We start from the raw sequence: 20,984 nt of genomic DNA, 5'->3' as shown, positions 1-20,984 counted from the left end.
CAAAGGATATCAATCCTCAGCGTCTTCGCTATCGCTTTCACCTGTGGTGATGGCTTCGGCCAGGAGACCGGCATTCTGGCGGATCGCCAGCTCGATCTCGTCCGCAATCGCCGGATTGTCACGCAGGAACTGCTTGGCGTTCTCGCGGCCCTGACCAAGGCGCTGGCTGTTATAGGAGAACCAGGCACCGGACTTCTCGACGATATTCGCCTTGACGCCGAGATCAACCAGCTCACCGGACTTGGAAACACCCTCGCCGTAAATGATGTCGAACTCGACCTGACGGAAGGGAGGTGCCAGCTTGTTCTTGACCACCTTCACACGGGTCTGGTTGCCAACAACCTCTTCCCTGTCCTTGATGGAGCCGATGCGGCGAATATCAAGACGCACAGAGGCATAGAACTTCAGCGCATTGCCACCCGTCGTGGTCTCGGGCGAGCCAAACATGACGCCGATCTTCATACGAATCTGGTTGATGAAGATCACCATGCAGTTCGACTTGGAGATGGAGGCCGTGAGCTTGCGCAGCGCCTGGCTCATCAAACGGGCCTGCATGCCAGGCAGGCTGTCGCCCATCTCGCCTTCCAGCTCCGCCTTTGGCGTCAGTGCGGCAACCGAATCCACCACCAGAATGTCAATGGCACCGGAGCGCACCAGCGTGTCGGCGATTTCAAGCGCCTGCTCACCGGCATCCGGCTGGGAAATCAGCAGGTCATCCAGGTTGACGCCGAGCTTGCGGGCATAGATTGGATCGAGCGCATGTTCTGCATCCACAAAGGCGCAAATGCCGCCGGATTTCTGCGCTTCGGCAATCGTGTGCAGGGCAAGCGTCGTCTTGCCCGATGATTCCGGGCCATAAATTTCGACGATACGGCCTTTTGGCAGACCGCCGATGCCCAGCGCAATATCAAGGCCGAGGGAGCCGGTAGAGACCGTCTGGACCTCAACCACCTGCCCCTGCCCCATGCGCATGATGGAGCCTTTACCGAAGGCCCGTTCGATTTGTGAGAGCGCTGCATCCAGCGCTTTGGTCTTGTCCATCTGGCTGTTCTCTACAAGGCGAAGTGAACTCTGAGACATGTGCGAGGCTCCTTATTCCACGATGGACCCGCCGTTTCAAACTGAGCTTTTGTACCCTCTTTGTTCCAATTTGCCAAGATCTTTTACAAGATTGTTTTTTATCGTTTTTCGCCAATGAGTTCCACGTATGTTCACGATTTCACACGCATCCGGAAACCCGTTCTTTTCACGTCGCTTTGCAAGCAGGCTGGCGGGTTTGGCAGAATCGCTGGCATATGGTTTGGGCCCTGCAGAGCTGCAGCGGCGGCCCCAAGGAGACGCACTTCTCCCTTCTTTTGAGCGAGACAGGCCTTGCAAGGAAACGTGGCAATGAACGGAACAGTCCAGACGGCAGCCCCGGCGGCCTGCTTCGGCGCCATTCATCTTGACCTGATCGCCCATGCGAAAGAGCCCATTCAACGCGAAACATCGACCCCGTCTACCATGCGGGGCATGCCCGGCGGCGTAGCGACCAACGTGGCGCGCGGGCTGGCAAAGCTCGGCGTGCCGGTGGCCCTGAGCGGCGCCCTCGGAGATGACGGTGACGGCGCGGCGCTGCGCAGCATTCTGGGGCGTGAGCAGCTGAACCTCTATGGCGTGCGCACCCTGCCCCTGCCAACGGGCCGCTATGTGGCCTTGCATGACCCGGATGGCTCGCTTGCAGCCGCCGTCGTCGATACGGATATCACCGAGAGCCTTGATGCTTCGCTCGCACGTGATCTATCGCCTGCAGCACGCGCAGCTGGCCTCTGGTTCATTGAGGCAAACCTGCCCCAAACTGTGCTTCAGGCGCTGGCAGGAGTTACCGGGGACAGGCTGCTGGTGGCCGATGCTGTGTCGAATGCCAAGGCAGAGCGCCTGCTCCCCATCCTGCAGCGGCTCGATATTCTCTTCGTCAACCGGGGCGAGGCTGCCCGCCTTACCGGGCTAACCCCTGATGCCCCGCAGGACAAGCTTGGGTCTGCCCTGCGTGCCCTTGGCCCCAAGGCCGTGGTGATCAGCGCAGGTGCAGAACCGCTCTTCTGGTCAAAAGAAGAAGAGAGCGGACAGCTACTCCCGCCCCCTGCCATGGTTCATGACGTGACGGGTGCGGGCGATGCCCTGATGGCCGGAACGCTGGCGGGTATAGCCCGGAATCTGCCCTTCGCTGACAGCCTCGAGAAGGGCCTTGCAGCCGCAGCCTTGACGCTTGCCGTCACCGGCGCGGTTGCGGCGGGTCTGAGCTGGGCAGCGCTTGAAGCACTGCCTTCGGCCTCTGCCCCACGTTGAACCTCCGGCTTCCGCAGGTCTATAAGGACATCAAACGGGCACGATGCCCGGCCGGGCTGCTTCCGCCTGTCTCCCCTTCAAAGCCGTGCCGCCCTTCATTCAACTGGCACCGGCTGCAAGCCTTGAGGAAAGAACCATGTCCACCTCCGACCCGCTGCCCGCAAGCCTTGCGGATCTTCTCGTCTATTCCGCTGAGGTGCAGGCTGCCCTCGCCGCCGGAAAGCCCATTGTGGCGCTGGAATCGACCATCATCACCCATGGCATGCCTTTCCCGCAGAATGTGGAAACTGCCCGTCAGGTGGAGGCCGACATCCGTGAAGCTGGCGCCGTACCTGCCACCATCGCTGTGCTCGACGGACGCATCCGCATCGGACTTGACGCAGCTGACCTTGACCGGCTGGGGCAGGAAAAGAACGTGATGAAGTGCTCGCGCGCCGATCTTGCCATTGCGGTGACGACGGGACGTCCGGGCTCCACCACGGTGGCGGCCACAATGATGGCCGCTGATGCTGCCGGGATCAGCGTTTTCGCCACGGGCGGCATCGGCGGCGTGCACAAGGGGCTGAAACCAGCTTCGATATCTCCGCCGATCTGGACGAACTTTCCCGCACGCCGGTCTGCGTTGTCTGCGCCGGGGCCAAGGCCCTGCTCGACATTCCGAAGACGCTGGAAGTGCTGGAAACGCGCGGCGTGCCGGTTGTCGCTTATGGCACGGACGAAGTACCTGCCTTCTGGTCGCGTGAGAGCGGACTGCCTGCCCCTTACCGGATGGACAGCGCTGAGGAAATCGCCCGCCTGATCGAGGCGCGCAAGCTGTTCGGCGGCCACGGCGGCGTTCTGATCACCAATCCGGTTCCGGCAGAAAGCGAAATCAGCCGCGGGGAGATGGGCCAGTACATTGACGCAGCCATTGCAGAGGCAGCCCGGCGCGATATCCGCGGTAAGGCCGTCACCCCCTTCGTGCTGGGGCATATCTTTGAGCTGACGAAGGGGCGTAGCCTTGTCACCAACATCGCGCTGGTGCGCAACAACGCCCGCCTAGCTGCCGCAATTGCCGTGGCTGTGGCAGCGGCGAAGTAACGATACGTCACATGAACCCGCCCGCCCTGTCGCCTTCATGTGACAGGGCGGATGGATTATCATGCACCTGCAAGTCTTTGCGTTGACTTGCTGTCATCAGCCTGACCTATTTGACTGCAAAATGCGGAAGCCCTGCCAGATCCTCCGGCAGGGCGCAGATGCAGGAGGAAGACGATGACCGAGACACAGAGCAAAAGCCCGCTGCAGTATCTCGACCGGGCCGTCGGCGCTCTCAGGGACCTGGGCCTTATGCCCGAGACGCAGGCCGATGCACCGATCAACGCGCTTCTGGAGCAGATTTCCGATCTTTCTCCTGACAAGATAGCCGTCATCACCCGCACGCTGGGTCAGGCATCGACTTTCAACGAGATCGTCCGCACCCAGATCGCGGCCATGACCATTGGCGAGCGCTACGAGGCGATCACGGACGCCTTCAACTCGATCCGCGACGACGCCAAGGCCATGGTCGACCAGCTGGCCGATGGCAAGATCTCCATGATGGAAGGCCTTGCGAACAAGTGGCGGGACATGCGGCGCGGCACGATCTCCGACCGCTTCGACGATATCCGCAAGACCTATCTCGAGGTCGCGAAGGACACGAAAGAGCAGATCCAGCGCGAGCAGACCATCCTCAATGCCTACCGTGACTATCGCGGCGCGCTGAAGCAGGCCGAAGTTCTGGCGCTGGAAGTGCTCAACACTGCCACCGCAAAGCTGAACACTGCAAAGGCATCGCTGGAAGCCGCCTCGGAGGAAGTCGCGGCTTTCACCGGCGAGGATCTCGCGGCGAAGGCAAGGCTGGAACTCGCCCGCGACGAGCGCATGCGCGAGATGCAGGACGAGGAAAAGCGCTATCAGGTCGCCAAGGATCTCTCCGACAATCTGACGATTGGCTACAATACGTCCGAAGTGATCATGGCACGCCTGATGCAGACGACCAACGCCAAGGAGCGGGTCTATGCCCAGTCGGTCAGCTTCTTCTCCACCAATGAGTCAGTTCTGACGGCCCTCAACGCCTCCTTCACCGGCTTGCAGGGACTGCATGAATCGACCGCGACGCTGAATGCCATGAAGGACGGCGTCAATAAGAGCCTCGAGACGCTGGCCGAGATCGGCGACGCCGTACAGGAAGCTGCACTGAAGGCTGGCTATGGCCCCACCGTACAGGCGGCATCGGTGAAGAAGCTGGTGGACAGCGTGGTCAACTTCCAGATCAATTCGCGCAATATCATCAATGAGATGCGTGAGATGTCGACGAAAAACTCCGAAGAAATCCGCCTTGCTGTCGAAGACGGCAAGCGCCGTCTGGCAAAGCTTGCAGCCGATGAGGCCCTGATCAAGGGCTGAGCTCATCCGGCCGGCTTGACACGCCGGCCGGCGCACACGACTTGATGAACCAGCCCAAGCGGGCCGGAGGATTGGAATGGCCGCAACACAGAAGGCCGCAGGACAGCCGCTCGACGAGCTGATGATGGCGATGGATGTGGTCGACACATTGCGCCATGACGACGCCCTTGTTCAGCGTGAGCTGAGCGGAACTGACCGTGATGCGCAGCTGATCACCCGCTTGCGGGATATCTATGCCTCACAGGGCATTGACGTACCCGATCACATCCTGCAGCAAGGGGTTGCCAGCCTCAAGGAAGACCGTTTCGTCTATGCCCCGCCGAAGGCCGGGCTGCAAAGGTTCCTCGCCCTGCTTTACATCCGGCGCATGAGCTATGCCCGCATGGCAGCGATCGCCTTTGCAGCACTCGTGATCTCCTTGTCCGCATGGCATTTTCTCGTTACGGCACCGCGTGAAAGGGCCGCGGAGGCCCTCCAGGCCGAGTTGAGTGAGACTTTGCCTCAAGACATTGTGCGGCTGACCGCAGCCATCAATGCCGCCGCGCTTGACGACGCAGTCAAGGTGCAGGCCGCAGGGCTTGCGGCTGACGGCGAACGGGCCCTGGCGCGTGGTGATGCCGCCGATGCGCGGCGGGTGCGTGACCAGCTGGCCGCACTCGACAGCGAACTGGCAACCACCTTCACGGTTCGCATTGTCTCGCGCCCGGATGTGCCCACGGGGGTGACGCGCATTCCCGATGTGAACCAGTCGGCCGAGAACACCTATCTCGTGGTCGAGGCAATCGGCGCCGATGGGAAGCCTATGCCACGGCGGATCGTCTCGGAGGAGGATGGCAAGGAAAGAACGGTAACCATTTGGGCGCAGCGTGTTCCTGTCAGCGTTTTCAACTCGGTACGAGACGACAAGGCAAAAGACGGCATCGTGCAAGATTCAGAACTTGGCGTGAAGCTGCGCGGCAAACTCGGCATCGACTGGAGCAAGCCGGTGGAACAGGGAGCCATTACGGAATGGTGACACCGGAACAAGGGCTTAAGCCATGCTGAGCGGACGCCAGACACTCTCTGCCATCGAACAGGCCCTTGCGGATCTGCGCCGCGAGGAGACTGAGCTTGCTCACCGTATCGAACGGGCAACACGGTCCATTTCGTCGCTTTCGGAGAAGATGAGCGAGGGCTTCAAGGATCTTGCAAAGTTCCGGATGGAGACCGAACAAGCCGACAATCTTGGCGCTGATCTGGAAGGCGCGGCGCGCACAGCACGCCAGCTTCTGGAGCGGCGCAATGCCGATCTGACGCGCCTTGCCGAAGAGGTCCGCATCAAGGAAAGCCAACGGGCAGAGCAGATGCGCGAGCGGGACAAGATCTCCGCCGCCCGGGCCGCCATTCTTGAGAAGATCGATGCTCTGGAAGGTGCCCTTGTCCAGGCTCTTGCCGCAGACGAGGCCCACAAGGAACTGAAAGCTGAGGCAGAACAGGCCGCCCGCACCGCCACCGCCGCTTCGGACAAAGCCCTTCAGGCAGAGGCTGACCGGGAGGAAAAGGGCAAGGCATACGAAAACGACCCGCTGTTCATGTATCTCTGGCAGCGCGGCTTTGGGACCACGGGCTACAATCATTCAGGTCTGGTGCGTTCGCTCGACCGTTGGGTCGCCAGCCTGATCCGTTTTGAGACTGCCCGTCCGAACTACGCCATGCTGACCGAAATCCCTGTGCGCCTGACGGCCCATGCGGCCCGCTACAGCGAACTGGCCAATCAAGCAGCGGATGCCGTTGCCGCTTCGGAACGCCAGACACTGGCACGGCTCGCCGGGCGGGACCTTGAGGGAGAGGCCATAGAACTGCAGGACGCCCTCCTGCAGCTGGACAGCCGGATTGAGGCAGATGAGGCGGAGCTGGCGCCCCTGCAGGCCCGGCTGCAGACCTTTACCGACGGTGAAGACGAAGGCTATCAGGCCGCAGCCGCAGAACTTGCCAAGGCCTTGCAGCGGGAGGATCTGCACACGCTGCTGCGCAAGGCCATCGACACGCCCTCGCGCGAAGACGATTCCATCGTGCGCGCATTGCAGAATGTTGAGGCGCAAATCGAGGATCTGAACCGCGAGATCCGCCAGGACAAGGAATTGCAGCGCGACATTTCCCGGCGCCGCGACGAACTGACCAAGGTAAGCCGGCAATTCCGGCAGAACGGCTATGACGACTACGGTTCCTCGTTCAAGGACGATAGCCTCACCACAATATTGCTCGGAGAGCTCGTGAAAGGGGCCATCAGTGGCGCGGACTACTGGACCCGGGCCCGCAAGGCGCATGTGCAACAGAACACCGGCAGTCGCAGTTCCGGGCGCAGCTCGTTTGGCGGCGGCTTTTCGGGTCAGGGGCTTGGCGGCGGCAGCTCACGTGGAAGCGGTGGCTTCAGAACTGGGTCTTCCGGAAGCGTCATGAGCCAGGGCGGCGGATTCCGCACCGGGAAAACTTTTTGATTCCTGAGCATTCAAGATGCAAAGGCATCGCGTCCCGAAAGGCTCTTCCTCTCCAAGGCTTGAACGGTTTGCGGAGCATGAGGCTGGTAAAACTTGTCTGAGACAAAAAGACATCAACCGGCAAATTTCCGCGTGGATTGTGACGTAGCCAGCTTTCAAGGCCTCCATTCCGATCTATGAGTGACGGAACCAAATGTGTTCTAACTTTGTTAATCGGACTGGTGGCCTGTTTGGGGCTTGCCGGAGCCTGAACATGATTACCTTGAGGATCGCAGCCATGCGCCAGATGATCATCGTCCCTGCCCTCGCCGCAGCACTTGCTGCCTGTCAGTCGAGCGGCCAGCAGCCTATCCAGTCCAGTCTGCCACCGCAGCCGCAGCTTACTGTGCCCCAGGGCGCGCAGTCGCTCTCTATCGCCGGAAGCCCGGAGCAGGTGCGCATGGCACTGATCGCCAGTGCCACCGAACGCGGTACCCCCGTTGTGCAAGATGAAGCCAACATGGTGGTGATCGAACGCAAGATGACGGAAGCCAACCCGGCGCTCGACGCCGAATTCGGCCCCTCTGACAACGGCGACCGTCTGATCCGCGTGCGCGTACGCTTCACCGGCGAGGCCTGCCGGACGCTGGCCGTTCAGGACGTCGCCATCGTCAACAATGCCCGGACCGCTCTTGCCCAGAGTTTCGTGCTGCCGGGCAACCCGAACACCATGCAGAGCCTGCAAGGGCTGAAGACCCGTGTTGAACGGACTTCGGGCTGCCCTGCCCTGCCGGTCAGCTAAAGGCGGACGTCCGCCGTCCTTTGGTCTGCTGAGCGATGAACGCAAAAAGCGCGATGCTTCCGCACCGCGCTTTTTTCATGCCTACCAGTCATACAGGACCATGATTCACGGTAGCGGCCGCCCCATGGTTCCCACCGCCTCAGCTCGACAGCACATCCTTCACGGTCGTTGCCAGCTGCTTGAGGGTGAAGGGCTTGGGCAGGAAGAAGAAGGTCTCGCCCTCAGGCAGATTCTCCTCGAAGGCATCTTCCGCATAGCCCGAAACGAAGATGATCTTCAGGTCCGGGCGGGTCTTGCGCAATTCGCGCAGGAGCGAGGGGCCATCCATTTCCGGCATGACCACATCCGACACCACCAGATCGATGCTGCCGCCGGTTTCCTCCATCACCTCCAGCGCTTCCGTGCCGGAGCCAGCTTCGTGGACGGTATAACCGCGTGAGGCAAGCGCACGGGCTGCAAAGGCGCGCACGGCTTCCTCGTCTTCCACCAGTAGGATCGAAGCCGACCCGGTGAGGTCCTTCACCTTGTCGCTGTCCTCGATAATCTTCTTCTCGATGACCGGCTGTTCCTTGGGGATGTGCCGCGGGAAGAAGATGCGGAAGACCGTTCCGACACCCACCTCGGACGAACAGAAGATATAACCGCCAGTCTGCTTGACGATGCCATACACGGTGGAGAGGCCGAGGCCAGTTCCCTTGCCCACTTCCTTGGTCGAGAAGAACGGCTCGAAGATCTTTTCCATGATCTCCGGCGTCATGCCGTGTCCGGTGTCTTCCACCTCGATCAGCGTATATTCGCCGGGAGGCATACCGCGTGTGTTGTCGAAGCGTGTGGACTCTTGCTCGCCCACATTGGAGGTGCGGATGGTCAGGCGGCCGCCATCGGACATGGCATCTCCCGCATTGACCGCCAGATTGACGATCACCTGCTCCAGCTGGTTCACGTCTGCCATCACCGGCCAAAGGTCGCGGCCATGCACGACCTTCAGCTCCACCTTTTCGCCAAGCAGCCGGTCCAGCAGATTGGCAAGATCGGCAAGAACATCATTCAGCGCCAGTTGCTGCGGGCGCAAGGTCTGACGGCGTGAGAAGGCCAGCAGCTGGCGGACGAGGCCCGCCGCGCGGTTGGCATTCTGCTTGATGTTCATGATGTCCTGGAAGGACGGATCGGTCGGCCTGTGGCTCGCCAGCAGAAGATCTGAGAAGCCGATGATAGCGGTAAGCACATTGTTGAAGTCATGCGCCACACCGCCTGCCAGCTGGCCGATGGCCTGCATCTTCTGGCTCTGGGCGAACTGGGCTTCCAGCGCCCGCTGCTGTGTCGTCTCCAACGCGTAGACGATGGCCATCTCGCCATCCCCCTCCCCGTCCTGCACGGCGGAGACATAGAAGGTGGCGGAGCGCCCGTCAGAGGCATTGGCGAGCGGCAGGTCAACCGGCGCGATTTCACCGATGCCCTTCGCGGCAGCGGAGAGCGCCCGTGACAGCTCTTCCCGGCCATGCTCGCCAACGAAGTCCTGCATTCGGGTACCGGCACCAGAAATATCAACCGGACCAAAGAGCCGCAGGAAGGGCGCGTTGGTGCGCAGAACCCGGCCCTCAGCGTCCAGCGAGGCGATGGCAATCGGCGTGTTGTTGAAGAAGCGTGCGAAACGCACTTCGGCAGCGCGCAGCGCCTCGGCCACCTCTTCCCCACGCGAGCGGTTGAGAACCAGCGTGCGGCTGTCGCCCGGCATGCCCTCGGCGCCGAACGGCACGCGGTGCAGCAGGCGCACCGGCAGCCCCCGGCCGTTGCGGGTGACGAGGTCAAGGTCGAAGGTTTCGCTCTTCACCTCACCGGCGGAACCGCGCACCGAACGCACGAGCTCCGCACCATCACCGCGGATGATATCCGCAAGCAGCACTTCGCCAGCCTGGAACTGGGCCAGGTCATAGCCCAGCCAGTCGGCGAGCGTGGCGTTGAGATAGACGATCCGTCCGCGCGCATCGCAGGAGAAGAAGCCGGCAGGTGCATGATCAAGGAAGTTGATGACACGCTGCAGCTCCTGGAAGGAGCTTTCCTGATCACTGCGGTCGCGGGTGATATCGGCAAGTTGCCAGACCATCAGTGGCCGGCCGGAGCCACCTTCCTTGCGCGGGATCTGCAGGGGCCGCACAGACACCCTGTACCAGCGGGCCCCGCTGTCGTCGCCGTCCAGCGCCGTGGGAAGGCGCACCTCTTCCTGCGCCTTGCGCCCGTCACGCATGGCCTGGGAGAGGCGGAACATCACATCAGCCGCATCAGGATCGCTGGAGAAGACCCTCTCGATGGTGCGCACCTCTGCGGGGGTCTCTGCCCCCGTCAGCACGGCATAGGCCTGGTTCGCGTAGATCAGACGGCCTTCAACATCGGTGACAACCGCACCTTCCTCCAGCGTATCAAGAAAGGCCCCGCCCAATGGGCTGGCGCGGCCGCGTGTGGAAAAGCGTAACAGGCCGATGGCTGCAGCAAACAGCGAAAATACCCCGACCACAGCCAGAATGCCAAGCAGGGCAAGGACATAGGGCTCTGCAGCCTCGCGGCCCATGACCGCAAAAGCTGTGGCCGCGCCCAGAAGGGCCAAGGCCAGAAGCAGCAGCGCGGCAATACTTCCCGACCGCTCAGCGCGGTCGACAACCGGCTCTGCCATGTGTGAGTCCCTGTCGCTCATTACTACTCTTCTCCCTCCCGCCCTGCGGGATTCGGTCTTTCATGCAGCATTCTGCCCCGCGCAGCTAAATTCAACCGATCTGGTGTCAATTATCACGCCAGCTCCGGGTTTTCCGCATTCTGTACACGAAGCCGATGACCTCAGCCGCTGCCTTGAAGTGTTCCTCGGGGATGAACTGATCGATTTCGGTCGCTGCATAGAGGGCGCGGGCAAGCGGCGGGTTCTCGACGATGGGCACCTTGTTCTCTTTCGCAATTTCCCGAATACGCAGGGCGACCGCGTCAACACCTTTGGCCACCACTTGAGGTGCCCCCATGCCATCCTCATACTTGAGTGCAACAGAGTAGTGCGTCGGGTTGGTGACAATCACTGTTGCCTGCGGCACTGCGCTCATCATGCGGCGGCGGCTGCGTTCCATGCGCAGCTGACGGATCTTACCCTTGACCGCAGGATCACCTTCCGTCTGCTTGTATTCTTCCTTGATCTCCCGCAGGCTCATCTTCTGCTTTTTGAACCATTTGGTCTTCTGCCAGAGGAAGTCGCCTGCAGCGACGATGGTCATCACGGCCAGAATGGCGCCTATGAGTTTGAGGGAGAGAATCCGGGTCTCTTCCATCACCGCAAGTTCGTCCATGAACATGACGGCTTCCGCCATGTCCCGCTCCGGCCAGAGCACAGCCACCATCAGCACCGAGACGATGGTGATCTTGATCAGCCCCTTGACGAAGTTCATCAGGCTATCGGACGAAAACAGCCGCTTGAAGCCGGACACCGGCGAGACCTTGGAGAATTTCGGCTTGAGGGACTCTGCCGAGAAGACAAGCTGATGCTGAACCATATTACCGATGACTGCCATGAGCAGCAGTGCCAGCATCGGCAGCGCAACGGCGGCGGCCACTGCATAGCCAGTGCTGGTCCAGAGATCGACAAGCCCTCCACGGTCTGCCGGGATGGCGTCAGCGTGCTCCACATACCATTTCAATTTTCCGCCGAGATCGCGGACAATTCCGGGAGACAGAAATGCAATGACCATCGCGGTTCCGGCAAGCGTGAACCACGTGCTGACTTCCTGAGATTTTGCGACATCCCCTCGCTCCAACGCTTCTCTCAAGCGTTTTTGCGTGGGGTCCTCGGTTTTCTCCGAATCGTCGGTCTCGTCAGACATTGTTTCCCCTGCAGCCTCCGCCCCCAGAAACAGGAACGGGATGCCCGGACGTGTTGAATATGATCAGCCCGCAGGCAGAAGCCCCCACCAGCGGCGGCCGCGGCCAGACAGGCCTACCCCCTGTGAACTTGCCGATCGCCTCGATGAAATGCTCCAGATACTTGTTCATGATGGCGATCAGAAGCGCGTAAAGAAGCAGGATGCCAATGGCAATGCCAACCGGCGCCGAGATGAAGAAGATCTGCATCTGCGGCATCAGTTTGTTGAGAAGCCCCAGGCCGAAATAGAAGACAAGCCCCACCACGATGAAAGGAGCGCTCATCCGCATGGCGATGGAAAAGACCCCGGACACCGTCTCCTGAGCCATCCGGGCAAAGTCTCCCACCGGCAGCACAACGCCCGGCGGAAACAGGTTGAAGCTGTCATGCAGAGCCGCAATCACCAGATAATGGGTATCGGTGGTGAAGATCAGCGTGACGGCGAGAATGGACAGATAGTTGCCGATCAGCGCGCCTTGCTGGCCGGAATTGGTCACGTCCGAACCAAGCGCGAAGGACAGGCCCGTCTGGTTGGCAATGATGACGCCCGCGGTCGTCAGGGCCGAAGTGATCATTCGGCCGCACAGGCCAACCGCAAAGCCAATGATGAACTCCCCGAAAAGCATCACCCCGAAACGGCTGATGTTGTCCGTCAGGCCCGCCGGATAGAGCCGGGACGCCATGGGGTACAGCAGCAGTGTGAGGGACAGGGCCAGCGTCAGGCGCAAGCGCATCGGAATCGAACGTTCGCTGAAAGACGGCAGCAACATCATCAGCGTGCCGAGCCGGGCAAACATGAGCATGAAGATTGCCGCCATCTCAGGCAGAAAAGAGAGCTGGATGGTCACATCCCCTCCCGTCTAGCCTGGACCGGTCATCAGGATCATTTCGGAAATTCGCGTCATGAAGGCGTTCAGCGTACTGCCCATGAAAGGAAAGGCGACGATCATCGTCACGAAAATCGCGAGGATCTTCGGAACGAATACCAACGTCATTTCCTGGATCTGGGTCAGCGCCTGGAACAGCGCCACAACGACGCCAACGAGAAGGCCAACGATCATCACCGGAGCTGCTACCAGCACCAGAGTCCAGATGCCCTCCCGGGCAATATCCATGACCTCAGGTCCGGTCATCTGGCTGTCAGCCCCTTGTCCCGCCGCGATCTGATATCAGATCGACATGCGCATGATTTCCTCGTAGGCCGCAATCACACGGTCACGCACGGAAACCATCGTCTCCAACGCGACTTCCGTTTCCGCAATGGCCGTCACCACATCAACCACATCTGCCTTGCCCTGGACAAGGCCAAGGGCCATGCCTTCGGACTTCTGCCCGGCGTCGGAGACAGAACTGACAGCGTCGCGGACCATGCCGCCGAAATCCGGAGTTTGGGTAAGGGCCCCGGCAGCGTCTTCGCTGCCGCCAAGCCCTGCCCCTGCTGTCCGAGGCGGGCCATCGTCTGATAGGCATTCGCGGCAACGGATGGAATAGCCATGATGGATTATCCTCTGGGTTCAGGTTCGAATGCGTTGGCTGAAGGATCAGCCACGCAGGATGTCGATGGTCCGCTGCAGCATGCTGCGGGTCGTCTCGATGACATTGAGGTTCGCTTCGTAGGAGCGCTGCGCCTCGCGCATGTCGACGCTTTCCACCAGTGAATTCACGTTGGGCATGCGCACGTTGCCTTCCGCATCGGCAGCCGGATGGCCGGGCTCGTAGCGGGTGGGAAACTGCGACTGATCTTCCTGGATCCGGCCCAGAGCCACGACTTCCGCATCCAGCGCCTTCTCGAAGCGGTTCGTGAACGTCGGGATCTTGCGGCGGTAAGGGTCTTCCTGCGGCATACGTCCCAGTGGAATCCGCATTGGCAATGTTCTCAGCGATCACACGGATGCGGCCCGTCTGCGCCTTGAGCCCGGAGGCCGATACGAACAGTGTCTTTGTCAGATCCATGGCACTCTCCTTTGCAAGTGTTCAAAGCCCGCCTCAGGCAGACTTGCCAATGGCCGTCTTGAGAAGCTTCATGCTCCGGCTGTAGAGCGACGCCGCAGCCTGGAAATCCATCTGGTTCTGCGTGACTTTCATCATCTGCTCTTCGAGAACCACATTGTTGCCATCCGGCGTCGTCTCGAAGGTACTGGGTGAAATCTGCCCACCACCCGAGGAGGCACGCATGACACCTGACAGATGACCTGCCTGTGTTCGCGTCGTCTCCAGCCCCGGCTTGGCGAGCTTCAGATCCTCGTCCACCTTGAAGGTCTTGAGATCCCGCGCCCGGTATCCCGGCGTATCTGCATTGGCGACATTCTCCGCCAGCACGCCCTGCCGGGCCTGATGCCACTGCATCTTGGACTTGATTGCGCGAAACATCGGCAGGTCGGTCAGAGACATGCGAGTCACCATTTGTTAACACTTCGGCAAACACTGCCGCTCAAAGGGTTAACGGAAAGTTAATGGCACGTTAATGATTTTCGCAAGAATGGCGCGGTTTTCCGTGGAAACTCGTAAACAGCCCAATCAAACGCAGTCGCAAATCACGAAATCACCCGGCACTTTTTGCCTGCCCCTGTTAATATTCAGAGGGCATCGCCGATCTCGACAGGCCGGAATTACAAGCTGACTGAGTTTGTCCAGTCAGAATCATGCAGGGAGAGACAGGGCAGCGCAAGCTTCCTCACTACAAGTTCCCGGCTTTGGATGGCGAAGCGGGAATGACGGCGCAGTGAAGGAGCAGTGGCACAGGCATCTGGTCAGCCTCCAGGCTGAGGTGGAGGAAGAGCCGGTGCAGGCAGAGCGCTGCGGGGCCCGCAAGTCTGGTGAAGCGCAAGTGAAGCGCTGTAACGGGCTCGCGTGTAACTGGGATGTATACCTAAGCGCCTGCAGATGCTATTTGCAGCATTGATCTATCACGCAGGCGGGGCAAAAGTGAGCTCCGCAGCTTGAATGCAAGGGAGATCTGGCGCCTGCCCCGGCAAGGAGACGGCCGCCAGTCCGGCGCAGAGTAATGAGGTTGGTATGTACGAGTGGATCGCGGATACTTTCGGCGTCGGAGACGGCATTGCGCGGGCAATGTCTTTCATCATTGCGCTGGCCATTGTCTTCGCATTGATCGGCCTGATGGTCCATTTCCTGCGGCAGTTCACCGGAAACCGCATCAACGCGGGCCGCAACCGCCAGCCGCGTATCGCAGTGATGGATGCAATGAGCATTGACGCCCGCCGCCGCCTGCTGCTCGTGCGCCGCGATAATGTGGAACATCTTATCCTCGTCGGTGGCCCGACCGATGTAGTGGTCGAGCAGGCAATCATTCGCGGCACCCCGGTCACCACAAACTACCAGCGCCAGATGGCAGGCTATGGTGCGGCGGACTATGACGCAGCCGAACCCGCCATGCCGGTCCCGGCCGCAGCCCCTGCTCCCGCCATGACGGCATCGCCCGCCGCCTCGCCCGTATCAGCTCCTGGCGCTCCTCAACTGCGTTCCAACCCAGCTGCCCCGCCTTCCGCTGAAAAGACGCAGGCTGCTCCCTCAGGCCCTCAGCGCCTTGCTGCAAATCTTGCGGCCCGCGCAGCGGCGGCGGCAGGCAGCCTCGCCGCGAGCGCCCGTGCACGGGGACAAAACGAGCCTCAGCGCGACACTGGCCCAGCTGCACCGCAGGCCTCTGCTTCAGCAGCTGTACGCCCGCACGCACCCGCGCCGGCCCCTGAAGCGCCCCAGGTCAAGAGCCAGGCTTCCACGCCTCACGCAGCACCGGCGCCCTCTGTCCAGCCGGCAATCAGCGCAGGTGCAGAGCTAAAGGCTGTGACCTCACCGCTTGACACGATCAAGACACTGCGTGCCCGTGCCGCCGAAGCCATGTCGGCCGGAACATCCGCATCCCCGGCCACCGGGGCTCCTGCCGTCCAGGCACCCGCCGCTCCGGCGAGCCCTGTGCTTCGGGCGCCCGAGCCGTCCCAGCGTACGCAGGACCTTTCAGCCCCGGCAGTCAGAGTGTCCGCCCAGGCGCCAGTGCAGCCTGTGGGTCACCCCGCTCCGCAGGCGCCTGCCACAGCAGATACGGCACAGACGGCAGCCTCAGCCCTCACCCAGAAAGCTGGCGCCTCGGTGGCAGCTGCCGGTGCTGCGGTTGCAGGTCTCGCACGTACCTTCTCCCGTCCGGCATCAACAGATGTCCAGGCGCCCGAACCTGAACCGCGCCGTCAGGTTACTCCCCCATCTTCGGGTCCTGCAGCCCGCGCACGCACCGCCTTCCAGAACCCGCTTGCTTCCAGCCAGACGACTGCCCCCGGCGAAGTCACTGCGGCAGATGCCGTTCGCACGCAGCCGGCCGCTCAAAATGCAGCCGCATCGGCTGGCACGTCCCCTGCCGCACCGGCAGCAACAGAGCGCAGCGGCGAGGGCTTCGGTTCGCTCGCCTCCAACCCCTATCTGAGGCTGGATCCGGCCCGTGCAGCCAGCTACCGCGGCAACGCAGGAGCGCAAGGCAGCGCGCAGGCGGGTACACCCGCAAGCGCCGCAGAGACGGACACTGCGGCCTCAGCTCCTTCGACAGGCGCGGCAGCCTCTGATGAAACAAACAGTGAAGCTGCATCGGCAGCTCCGCAGGCTCCGGCAAAGACCGTGAGCCCCTCAGCCGCACCGGAAAACAAGGCGCAAGCGCCCCAGCAGGCCGAAAGTTCCGCAAGCGCCGCCCAGCAGACAGACGACCAGAACGGCGGTTCCCAGGATGCTGCGGCAGACGAAGAGGACCTGTTCGCCCCGATCGCATCAGCGGATCAACCTGAAGAACCGGCAAACAAGGTGCAGGCCGATATGGCGGACGACCTGCTGTCCGATGCGCTGGCTGATGTTCTCGACAATCATCTGCAGAGCAGTTCCTCCACGCCCGCAGCCGCAACTGCAGCAGTTGTCCCGGCGGCAGAGGCCACGCCCCCAGCGCCACGTCTCCGGAGCCGGTCGCGTCACAGGACAGTGAGGCAGACCAGCCGGGCGCTGCGCCAGAGGTGAAGGTTCAGGCTGTACGCGAGAATCCCGGCGTGACAGCCATTGAAGAAGAGATGGCCCGCCTCCTCTCCGAAATCGGCACGCAAGAACGCAAATGAGCGGTCGAGCGGTCGCAATCAGATCCGCAAGATACCTGCGCCTGGCGGCAATTGCCTTTGCCGGAGTAGCGGCGGTGCTGCTTGCCGCCCCGGCATGGGCGCAGGACATTTCGATCGGCTTTGGCGAGGGCACGGGCGTCACCCAGCGCGCCCTGCAGCTTGTCGCCCTGCTTACAATTCTCAGCCTGGCACCGTCGATCCTCGTCATGGTGACGAGCTTCACCCGTATTGTCGTGGTCCTGTCGCTGCTCCGTTCGGCCATTGGCCTGCAGACCGCACCACCCAATACGGTGATGGTGTCGCTTGCACTCTTTCTCACGGCCTTCATCATGGCTCCCGTCTTGCAGACGGCCTATAGCGAAGGCATCCAGCCGCTGGTGGAAGGAACCATCGAGTTCGACCAGGCATTTGAGCGGGCTTCGGAGCCTTTTCACGGGTTCATGCTGACCCAGGTGCGAGAGAAGGACCTCGCCCTGTTTCAAGAGCTCTCGGGTCAAGCCCCGCCAGAGACCCCGCAGGAGCTGAGCTTTCAGGTTCTGATCCCGGCCTTCATGATCAGCGAACTCCGCCGCGCTTTCGAGATCGGCTTTCTGCTCTATCTGCCGTTCCTGATCATCGATCTGGTGATTGCATCCATCCTCATGTCCATGGGCATGATGATGCTTCCACCAGTAGTCATCTCGCTGCCCTTCAAGCTGATCTTCTTCGTGCTTGTGGACGGCTGGTACCTGGTAGCCGGAAGCTTGGTGAGAAGTTTCGGCGCAGCCGGATAGAAGCTCAAAAGATATATAAATCAGAGATTTAGGCGAGCTTCCGGAATCAAAGACAACAGCTCTTGAATCAATCTCTTCAAGAGCTGAATCTGTTTCTCCGGAAGTTTCAGCAGAGGTTCAGGCCGCAGAAGTTCAAGCCATTGCTGCCAGCATCTGGCTGGGCACGCCGCTCCAAATGCCGGAGATGGTGTCAGCCATTTGCAGGCATTGGATTGGCCAGTGAGCTGCTGCCACTGTCTGCGGAAGGCGACATGTACTGGCGCCGGTATTCCTGCAGGAACGTGTCGAGCGTGTCTGTCGCGGCAATGCCCTTGACCACATCGAGAAACTCGACGCCCTGCGCTGCAACGGGGCGGGTCACCACCTCAAATGAAGCAGCCTGCGGGCTGTCGGCCATCTTCTTCGCATACTTGGTCCGCAAACGGTCGAGGCTGAGCTGATCGCCGGCCAAGGAGTAGCCGATTGCGGCTTTCAGAATGTCATCGCGCTCGATCTGTTCCAGCGGAATATTGTCTGACCAGCGTGAGCCATACATGGCCTCCAGCTGCTCACCAGCCTCACGCCAGCTCTGTGCCTTCCAGAACGTATCGGCGCGCAAACGGTCCACATCTGCGCCGCGCATGTTGCGCACCAGTTCCAGCGCCAGATCCGGACGCCCGCTCTCGGTCATGGCACGCGCTTCAATGATGTTGCGCTGCCGCTCAAGGGAGGAAGGCAGGTTTGCCTGACGGGTACGGTTGAGCACAGCCAGCGCCCGCTCCGGCTTGCGGTCCATCAGATAGATTGCTCCAAGATCAGCCGCAATCTGCGCACGGGCAGCCCCCTTGAGACGGTTGTCGACCTGATGCTGCAACAGACCGGCAGCCTGATCCAGAAGGTCCACCTCGACCAGCCGCTTGGCGAGCTTGCGCACCATCTCGTCGCCCTGACGCCCCACCGGCATCAGCTCGCGGAAATCGTAGAACAGCGCAAGAGACTTCACCGCCGGCATGTCGTCCGCCTTGCCATGCAGGAAGAGGCTGGAGAACAGTGCGGACATCTCCTCCTGCAGCAGGCGGGTGGTCTCCGCGTCCGGCTGCGCCTGAAGCGCAGACTTCATCGCCTCGAACGCCTCGCGGTAATTGCCCTTTTCCGCCTGAAGCTGGGCGAGCAGCCGCAGCGTTTTCAGTTCCGTCTCGTCACCGCGCCAGGAAGCAGCAAGTCCGCCAAGCTCGTTGATTGCATTGTCTATTCCGATCTCCCCGTCCCGGTAACGGATACGCAGGGCACGGTACTGCGCCTCGGCCGCACGCGGCCGGTCAAAACTGCGGGCAACGAGATCAAAGGCGGTGAGCGCCTCTAGCGAGCGGCCAGAAGCATCGGCCACCCGGCCCCGCAAAAGGTCATAGCGGGTGGCCTGCTGCGGGGAAATGAGCGCAGGCTCAATCTCGGCAAGAATGGTGTTGGCCATGCCGAAATCGTTCAGTTCCACCATGGCCTGCGCGGCGGCAAGATTGAACTCGGCCTGAATGTTGACCGGATAGTTGCCGATGACAGAACGGCCACGCCCCAGTGCGGCGCGGGCCGGTGCCCACTGACCAAGGGCAACTTCAACAATAGTCTGCCAGACAGCCGCATCCGGATTGTTCTCAAGATCATGGCGGCTGAGATAAGGCATAGCCTCCCTGGGCCGCCCGGCGAGCGTTTGCGCCGCACCCATCATCAGATTGAACATCGGGTCCTGCGCCAGCGCCGGCTCCTCCTCCAGCGCCAGCTCCATCAGCCCCAGAGATTCATGAGGGAAGACATGCGCCAGATAAAACCGGGCCAGATCAAGTCTGGGTCCTTGCCGCTGCCCTTCAGGAGCTGCTGCCATTGCCGCTTCAAGCTCAGTGCGGCGTCGGATGAATTCCTCCGGTGCGGAAGTCGTCAGGTTTGAAAACTCAATGGACGCGACATTGTCAGCAGCGACGATGGAGTTGAAGGAGCCAGATCCTTGCCGCAGATGGCTGTTCGACAGGATCAGGCCGTCAGTCTTCTCGAGGATGACATCATCCCCCACCAACTGGACCCGGACGCCGTCCGACTTTGGCACGACTGCGACACCATGTGCGGAGGACAAGGCATCCAGATCGACAAACCCCTGCGGCTTGAGCAAGCCACGCGCAGGGCCATAGCCGGTCACGGCGTGGATTTCGTCTCCCACGTCGGGATCGGTGAACTTGCGGACATAACGCGGGTTCTGGAACGACACACGAAGCACCGATCCGCCGTCTATGCGTACGGTACGCTCCAGCAGCAGCGGGCGGGAAGGCTCGACAATCATGTCGCCGATGACAAGATTCCAGGCATTGCCATCAGCACCCAGGGTCGCCAGTGTGGCAGAGCTGACGTTTACCCGAAGCACCGAGAAATCACCATAGCTCTGGATATCGACCTCGCTGGCGATATCGCCAAGGGCGGAACGCATGCCGCGCACGTCAATTGCAGAGCTGGTGTCAAACACCATCCAGACACTGTTGTTGCGCCGGAACAGGGCGGTCGAAACCTGCTCCCGAAAGGGAAATACGACACGCACGGAATTGCCGATGCGCCGGGCTTCGGCAGCAACGAAATTTAGGGTCGCTTCAGCCGCATCAGCCGGAAGGCTCTCGGGAGAACGGGCGGGCCCGCCGAAGATGCTGGGCGGCACGGCCTGCGCCTGTTCAGCCGCCGCATCACTGCCGCCAGTGGCACGCCAGGGCTCATTGACCTGCGGCCGCGCCTCCCCGTCAGATCGATGACTGCCGGCAAGTCAGAGGGGACAGTTCCCTGAGAACCAGGCGCCGCTGTACGGCTGGCAGGCTCAGGCATAGGATCCAGCGGTACAACATCAATCAGGCGGTCGCCAACATCCGGCCCTGCCGCAACAGGAACCGTTTGCGGAACATCACCTGTGGGGCCGGCGGAGGCCGGGTCCGTTTCCTGGGCAGGCGGAACAAATGCGACAGATGCCACCGTATCCGGCTCTCCGGCCAATGGCGGAATGACGATCGGCTGGGTGCTCTGCGCAACCCCTGCCACTGGCCCGTTCAGTGCCAGCTCCGTTGCGGGAGCAGGCTTTGCCCTGGGAAGCGGAAAAGACGGCTCTGCGCCAGCGGGTTCCGCAAGAGCCACGTCGGCCTGCGTCTCGCCAGGTTCAACGGTAACTGCCGGATCGCTCTGCGCAACTGGCGTTTCAGGCAC

Annotated in this window: 14 protein-coding genes and 3 pseudogenes; 8 read left to right on the top strand and 9 right to left on the bottom strand. The window is 61.4% G+C overall.

Features of this window, described 5'->3' with window-relative positions:
• Window positions 1-9 precede the first annotated feature (9 nt).
• On the bottom strand, window positions 10-1,080 hold the full coding sequence (gene recA, locus ACQB61_RS05405; protein ID WP_430511797.1) for a recombinase RecA: 1,071 nt from the start codon (window positions 1,078-1,080) through the stop codon (window positions 10-12).
• A 309-nt stretch (window positions 1,081-1,389) separates the two neighbouring features.
• On the opposite strand from recA, the gene ACQB61_RS05400 reads away from it, so the two are divergent.
• From ACQB61_RS05400 to ACQB61_RS05375, 6 genes and pseudogenes are all read left to right on the top strand, one after another.
• Window positions 1,390-2,328, top strand: coding sequence for a PfkB family carbohydrate kinase (locus tag ACQB61_RS05400; RefSeq protein WP_430511796.1), 939 nt, complete (start codon window positions 1,390-1,392; stop codon window positions 2,326-2,328).
• Between the two features lie 136 nt (window positions 2,329-2,464).
• Window positions 2,465-3,408: pseudogene (locus tag ACQB61_RS05395) on the top strand (pseudouridine-5'-phosphate glycosidase).
• 174 nt (window positions 3,409-3,582) lie between these two features.
• Window positions 3,583-4,755 (top strand): cell surface protein, encoded by a 1,173-nt coding sequence (locus ACQB61_RS05390; RefSeq protein WP_430511795.1) that lies wholly within the window; start codon window positions 3,583-3,585, stop codon window positions 4,753-4,755.
• A 76-nt stretch (window positions 4,756-4,831) separates the two neighbouring features.
• A complete protein-coding gene (locus tag ACQB61_RS05385; RefSeq protein ID WP_430511794.1) occupies window positions 4,832-5,770 on the top strand; it encodes a DUF6384 family protein in 939 nt (312 codons plus the stop codon).
• A gap of 22 nt (window positions 5,771-5,792) precedes the next feature.
• Window positions 5,793-7,232: a hypothetical protein gene (locus ACQB61_RS05380; protein ID WP_430511793.1), complete on the top strand. Its 1,440-nt coding sequence runs from the start codon at window positions 5,793-5,795 to the stop codon at window positions 7,230-7,232.
• Between the two features lie 253 nt (window positions 7,233-7,485).
• Entirely contained in the window at window positions 7,486-8,013 is a 528-nt protein-coding gene (locus tag ACQB61_RS05375; protein WP_430511792.1) for a hypothetical protein, read from the top strand.
• A 139-nt stretch (window positions 8,014-8,152) separates the two neighbouring features.
• Here ACQB61_RS05375 and cckA read toward each other — a convergent pair whose 3' ends face one another.
• The 7 genes and pseudogenes from cckA to flgB all read right to left on the bottom strand — a co-directional run bounded on the left by cckA (window position 8,153) and on the right by flgB (window position 14,296).
• Window positions 8,153-10,702 carry a cell cycle histidine kinase CckA gene (gene cckA / locus ACQB61_RS05370; protein WP_430511791.1) on the bottom strand — a complete coding sequence of 850 codons (2,550 nt, stop codon included), beginning with the start codon at window positions 10,700-10,702 and terminating at the stop codon, window positions 8,153-8,155.
• A gap of 85 nt (window positions 10,703-10,787) precedes the next feature.
• Window positions 10,788-11,867, bottom strand: coding sequence for a flagellar biosynthesis protein FlhB (flhB, locus tag ACQB61_RS05365; RefSeq protein WP_430511790.1), 1,080 nt, complete (start codon window positions 11,865-11,867; stop codon window positions 10,788-10,790).
• Window positions 11,860-12,753, bottom strand: coding sequence for a flagellar biosynthetic protein FliR (gene fliR / locus ACQB61_RS05360; protein WP_430511789.1), 894 nt, complete (start codon window positions 12,751-12,753; stop codon window positions 11,860-11,862). Before fliR ends, flhB begins: the two co-directional genes overlap by 8 nt.
• Window positions 12,754-12,765: 12 nt before the next feature.
• Entirely contained in the window at window positions 12,766-13,038 is a 273-nt protein-coding gene (gene fliQ / locus ACQB61_RS05355) for a flagellar biosynthesis protein FliQ (protein ID WP_430511788.1), read from the bottom strand.
• A gap of 36 nt (window positions 13,039-13,074) precedes the next feature.
• Window positions 13,075-13,400 (bottom strand): annotated as a pseudogene (locus ACQB61_RS05350) (flagellar hook-basal body complex protein FliE).
• Window positions 13,401-13,446: 46 nt separating this feature from the next.
• Window positions 13,447-13,858 (bottom strand): annotated as a pseudogene (gene flgC, locus ACQB61_RS05345) (flagellar basal body rod protein FlgC).
• Window positions 13,859-13,891: 33 nt separating this feature from the next.
• Entirely contained in the window at window positions 13,892-14,296 is a 405-nt protein-coding gene (gene flgB, locus ACQB61_RS05340; RefSeq protein ID WP_430511787.1) for a flagellar basal body rod protein FlgB, read from the bottom strand.
• 624 nt (window positions 14,297-14,920) lie between these two features.
• Here flgB and ACQB61_RS05335 point away from each other — a divergent pair.
• Both ACQB61_RS05335 and fliP read left to right on the top strand, forming a co-directional pair.
• Window positions 14,921-16,912 (top strand): hypothetical protein, encoded by a 1,992-nt coding sequence (locus tag ACQB61_RS05335; RefSeq protein ID WP_430511786.1) that lies wholly within the window; start codon window positions 14,921-14,923, stop codon window positions 16,910-16,912.
• A 91-nt stretch (window positions 16,913-17,003) separates the two neighbouring features.
• A complete protein-coding gene (fliP, locus tag ACQB61_RS05330; RefSeq protein ID WP_430511785.1) occupies window positions 17,004-17,780 on the top strand; it encodes a flagellar type III secretion system pore protein FliP in 777 nt (258 codons plus the stop codon).
• A 190-nt stretch (window positions 17,781-17,970) separates the two neighbouring features.
• Here the strand turns inward: fliP and ACQB61_RS05325 are convergent, their stop codons facing one another.
• Window positions 17,971-20,451, bottom strand: coding sequence for a hypothetical protein (locus ACQB61_RS05325; RefSeq protein WP_430511784.1), 2,481 nt, complete (start codon window positions 20,449-20,451; stop codon window positions 17,971-17,973).
• Window positions 20,452-20,984: the final 533 nt, after the last annotated feature.

Source organism: Pannonibacter phragmitetus, from assembly GCF_050510895.1.
In the GTDB taxonomy this organism is placed as follows: domain Bacteria; phylum Pseudomonadota; class Alphaproteobacteria; order Rhizobiales; family Stappiaceae; genus Pannonibacter; species Pannonibacter phragmitetus_B.
This window is presented reverse-complemented; position numbering and strand designations above follow the sequence as displayed.